The 3,082-nt window shown below is 70.6% G+C and carries 4 protein-coding genes; all 4 read right to left on the minus strand.

Features of this window, described 5'->3' with window-relative positions:
- Positions 1 to 46: 46 nt before the first annotated feature.
- The 4 genes from pqqB to ACLP25_RS05895 are packed head-to-tail and all read right to left on the minus strand — an operon-like array spanning position 47 to position 3,003.
- A complete protein-coding gene (pqqB, locus tag ACLP25_RS05880; protein ID WP_442468296.1) occupies positions 47 to 970 on the minus strand; it encodes a pyrroloquinoline quinone biosynthesis protein PqqB in 924 nt (307 codons plus the stop codon).
- A complete protein-coding gene (locus ACLP25_RS05885) occupies positions 957 to 1,892 on the minus strand; it encodes an energy transducer TonB (protein ID WP_442468297.1) in 936 nt (311 codons plus the stop codon). Before ACLP25_RS05885 ends, pqqB begins: the two co-directional genes overlap by 14 nt.
- On the minus strand, positions 1,889 to 2,341 hold the full coding sequence (locus ACLP25_RS05890) for an ExbD/TolR family protein (RefSeq protein ID WP_442468298.1): 453 nt from the start codon (positions 2,339 to 2,341) through the stop codon (positions 1,889 to 1,891). Before ACLP25_RS05890 ends, ACLP25_RS05885 begins: the two co-directional genes overlap by 4 nt.
- Complete coding sequence (locus tag ACLP25_RS05895) at positions 2,341 to 3,003, minus strand: MotA/TolQ/ExbB proton channel family protein (protein ID WP_442468299.1); 663 nt, start codon at positions 3,001 to 3,003, stop codon at positions 2,341 to 2,343. Before ACLP25_RS05895 ends, ACLP25_RS05890 begins: the two co-directional genes overlap by 1 nt.
- Between the last annotated feature and the right edge of the window lie 79 nt (positions 3,004 to 3,082).

The following is a 3,082-nucleotide window of genomic DNA, read 5'->3' on the forward strand; positions in this document are numbered from 1 at the left end:
GCCTCCAGCGCCTCGGGGCTCAACGGTTCGGACGCGACATGCTTGTTCATGGGGCAACCTCCATTCCGTCATAGGCGACCTCCCAGCCGGCCGCCTTCACGTGTTGTTCTTCGGGAGATCCTTCGACCAGGATCGGGTTGGAATTGTTGATGTGGATGAGGATGCGGCGCACGTGGGCATGGCGGGCGAGCCCTTCGAGCGTTCCGCCGGGGCCGGAGACCGGCATGTGGCCCATGCGGCGACTCGTCTTGTCGCCGAGGCCGTTCACGATCATCTCGTCGTCGGTGAACAGCGTGCCGTCGAAGAAGAGCGCGTGCGCTTTTTCGATGCGCTTGTGCAGGTCGTCGGTGACGCCGGCGCAGCCCGGCGCATAGACGAGCCTTCGTCCGCCGGCCTCGACCGCAACGCCGACCGTCCCCTCGCCGATGGCGTCGGTCTTCACCTCGCCCTCTTCGAGCCAGAGCGGCACCTTTCCCGGAACAGGAAAGAGTTCGAGGGCGAGGCCCGGGAGCGGCTCGAACGGCATGCCAAGGCGGACCGCGCGCCGGGGAACGAGGTCGGGACTCACGACGTCGAAAATCCGGTTCGCGCCGATCGTGTCGAGCGTGGCGCGCGTGCCCCAGATCGTGAAAGGCTGTCGCTCGCGCAAGGCGAGCAGTCCCGCCGCATGATCGACATCGGTATTGGTGAGCAGCGCGGCCGCGATCGGCGAATGCCGGCCCTCGCCTTTCGGCTGCATCGCGGGCGTCCCAAGAATCTGCTGGCGCAGGTCGATCGAGGCGTTGAGCAGCAGCCAGCGCTCGCCGTCGGCGCTTACCGCGAGGCTCGACTGGGTGCGCGGCTTCACGCGCGGATCGCTGTCCCAGGCGAGGCGGCAGACGCGGCAGTTGCAGTTCCACTGCGGCACGCCGCCGCCGCCGCCCGAGCCGAGGACGAGCGCTGTGAGGACCGGAGCGTCAGCGGGGGTCATAGTTGAAGCTCGTCGAGACATGAGCCGAGCCGCCGGGCGGCGGCGGGAAATGGGCCGAATAGACCAGAGTCCGCGCCGCGGCGTCGAGGATTTCATCGCCGGACGAGCGGGTGATCGAGAAGGACGAGAGGGCGCCCGAGGGGCCGATGGTGAAGGCGACGCCGACGACGCCCTTCGCGCCGCGCCCCCGCGCCGCCGGCGGATAGAAGAGTCGGCTGCGGATCGCAGCGGCCATGGCCGAAATATAGGCCGACTGCGAGGCGACGCCGACCGGAGGGGACGACGCCGCGGCCGGACGCGCGCGCTCGGCCGCGGGCGGTTCGGCCTTGGTCGCCCGTTCGGACTTCGTCTCCGCCTCGGCGCGTTTCGGTCGGACCGGCTGGGGCTTCGGCCGTTCGGGCTTCGCCACGACGGCCATCGGCGGCTGGACGCGCGGCGGCGGCTTCGTCGGCTGAAGCTCGACCGGCGCGGGCGGAGGCGCCGGCTTTTCGACCGGCAGCGGCGGCGCAGATTCGGGCGGGGGCGTCTCCACGACCGGCGGCGGCGGCGCGGGTTCGGGCGGCGGCGCAACCACAACCGGAGGCGGAGGCGCAGGCTCGGGCGGAGGCGCAACCGCGACCGGAGGCGGAGGCGACGAGGGCGCGACGTCCTGAGGCGGCGGAGGCGGCGCCCCCAGGGGCGACGGTTCCGCCGCGGCTTCCGGCGGCTTCGGCTGTGCCTGCTCATCCGGCGGAGGCGGCAGAGGCTCGACGTCGAGAATCACGTCCTTCGGCCGATCGGGTGGCTTCGACGCCAAGTAAGGCAGCATCGAAAGCGCGGCGGCGTGCAACGCGACGACCACGGCGACAACCGCCGGTCGCAGCCATGACGGCTGAAAAGTCGGCGGATCGAACGTGCGCCCGCCGAGCGCAATGTCGGTCATGGCTTCGGGGCCGGCTCAGCCGGGGCGGAAGCGGCGCGCCGCCCGCTCGCCACGATCGCGATGTGGTTCATGCCCGCCGCGGCGAGGTCGTCCATCACCGACACGACGTCGCCGTAAGACGCATCCCTGTCGCCGCGCAATTGCACCACGCCGTTGGAATTAGCGAGCCGCGCCTTGACCACGGCGACGAGATCGTCACGCGACACGGCGTCCTTGCCGACCGACACGGCGCCGTCCTTGGTCACGGCGACGATCACCGGATCCTTGGATTCGAGCGGCTGGGCGGTCTTTGCGCCCGGCAGGTTGACCTTGATCCCGGCCGCCAGCATCGGCGCCGTCACCATGAAGATGATGAGCAGCACCAGCATCACGTCGACGAGCGGCGTGACGTTGATCTCGGCCAGCGGCTGATAGAGGCCCTCGCCGATCTTCCGCGGAGTCATCGCCATCACGGCGCCTCGCTGCGGCGGCGTTGGCTCGCCTCGCGCGCCACTTCTGCCGGGCGGGAAATGAGCCCGATCGCGCGCTCCTCGACGAAAGACGCCATCTCCTGGCCGAGGCGGGCGAAGGCGGCGCCGATGCGGTTGTAGCCGATCGACGCCGGGATCGCCGCAGCGAGTCCGTAAGCCGTCGCCGCCAGCGACTCGGCGATGCCCGGGGCGACGGTGGCGAGGCTCGTGTCGTTCGCCTGCGAAATCGCGGCGAAGCTCGACATGATGCCCCAGACCGTGCCGAACAGGCCGACGAACGGCGCGACCGAGGAAATGACGGCGAGATTGGGCAAGCCGCCCTCGGCACGGGTGAGAATCTCGCGCGCCGCGCGCGCCATGCCGTCGGCGATGCGCGCCCGGACCTCGCTCACCGTCTCGCCGGGAATGCGCCGGTGCGCCTCCGCCTCGCCCGCGGCGAGGACTCCGGCGAGCGCCTTCGCGGTCTCGCCGCCCTCGCGCGTGGACCGCAGGGCGCGGCGCATACGGACGACTGCGACGATCCCTTCGACGATCAGCACCCAGCACCATAGCGAGGCGACGAAAAGCACCGCCATCACCGCCTTGCCGACGAGGCCCACCGACAGGAACAGCCCAACCGGGGAGAGGTCTAAAACCTGCATTGCGTCCTTGTTCCTTCCTCCCGGCCCGGCGGCGTTTCTTTGGTCGCCGGGTGTGCTTCGCGCCGGTTGCGGCGCCGAA

It is taken from the genome of Roseiarcus sp., assembly GCF_052145395.1.
GTDB lineage: Bacteria > Pseudomonadota > Alphaproteobacteria > Rhizobiales > Beijerinckiaceae > Roseiarcus.